Raw genomic sequence first — 1,073 nt, forward strand, 5'->3', positions numbered from 1 at the left:
TCGGCTGAAAGTAACTGCGGTGTTAGACAGACTGTTAGGCGTCTGTGCGGGCCTTTGGAATCTAACCCTCTCATAATCAACTTACACCAACTCTAGTAAAGGAATGGGCTTATGCCGGCTTTTTCTTTACCATGTCGGGAGCAACCATATCCCGTATCGTTTCAGGTAGTTCTATAAATGAACTTTCCGTCGTTGCTCTTACTGGTCCTGACAGTGATATCGTGGTATTTCAGACCCGTCGATCGAAGAATCGTTGCCGTTAATTCATAAATAAACAGCTTAAAAATGGAACTCTCCACCCAAGAACAGGAAGAACTTCTGGGCTTATTGAAGGCCCGGTTTAAAAAAAACAGGAACCGCCATAAAGGTCTTATCTGGGCTGATCTACAGGCAAAGCTGGAAGCGAATGAAGCGAAGCTATGGTCACTCGATCAGATGGAACGAACGGGTGGTGAACCGGATATTGTTAGTTACGATAAAAAGACAGGCGAATACATTTTTTACGATTGTGCCGCCGAAAGTCCGAAAGGCCGCCGAAGTATCTGTTATGATCATGAAGCGCTGGAGTCAAGGAAAGCCAATAAACCGGAAAACAGCGCAGTTGAAATGGCGGCTGAGATAGGCATTGACCTGTTGACAGAAGAACAATATCAGGCATTGCAGACCCTGGGAAATTTTGACACGAAAACATCAAGTTGGCTGAAAACACCGGAAGTAGTTAGAAACCTTGGTGGGGCCATCTTTGCTGATTTCCGCTTCGGCCGTGTGTTTGTGTATCATAACGGCGCAGAATCGTATTATGGTGGCAGAGGGTTCCGTGGCTCGCTACGGGTTTGAGCGTCGTACAGGAAGCTAGATGTCTTGTCCAATAATCAACCGGAGGTTTTTCTGAACAGTGTCGGGCCAGGCGAGGGATCCTTTTATCCTGCTCGTAGGGCAAGAAATTAGTGAGCAATAGGAACCGCTGCCATCGGGAATCTACTGGCCAAACCGGAAGCGCTTCATAAACACTTCTTTGTAACTACGGCCTAACGGCAGCTTCTGTTGCTGTATGCTTACCTCCTGGTCCGTAA

Annotated in this window: 1 protein-coding gene; it reads left to right on the forward strand. The window is 47.1% G+C overall.

All coding sequences use genetic code 11. The annotated features are described in order from the left end of the window. The first annotated feature begins 285 nt into the window (after positions 1-285). Entirely contained in the window at positions 286-837 is a 552-nt protein-coding gene (locus B157_RS0114040) for a DUF4256 domain-containing protein (RefSeq protein ID WP_020603945.1), read from the forward strand. The last annotated feature ends 236 nt before the right edge of the window (positions 838-1,073 follow it).

Origin of the sequence: Spirosoma spitsbergense DSM 19989 (assembly GCF_000374085.1) — a bacterium.
GTDB classification, from domain to species: domain Bacteria; phylum Bacteroidota; class Bacteroidia; order Cytophagales; family Spirosomataceae; genus Spirosoma; species Spirosoma spitsbergense.

Coding starts and splice junctions, on each gene's coding strand:
- B157_RS0114040 (WP_020603945.1), top strand. CDS start 286: ATGGAACTCTCCACCCAAGAACAGGAAGAACTTCTGGGCTTATTGAAG.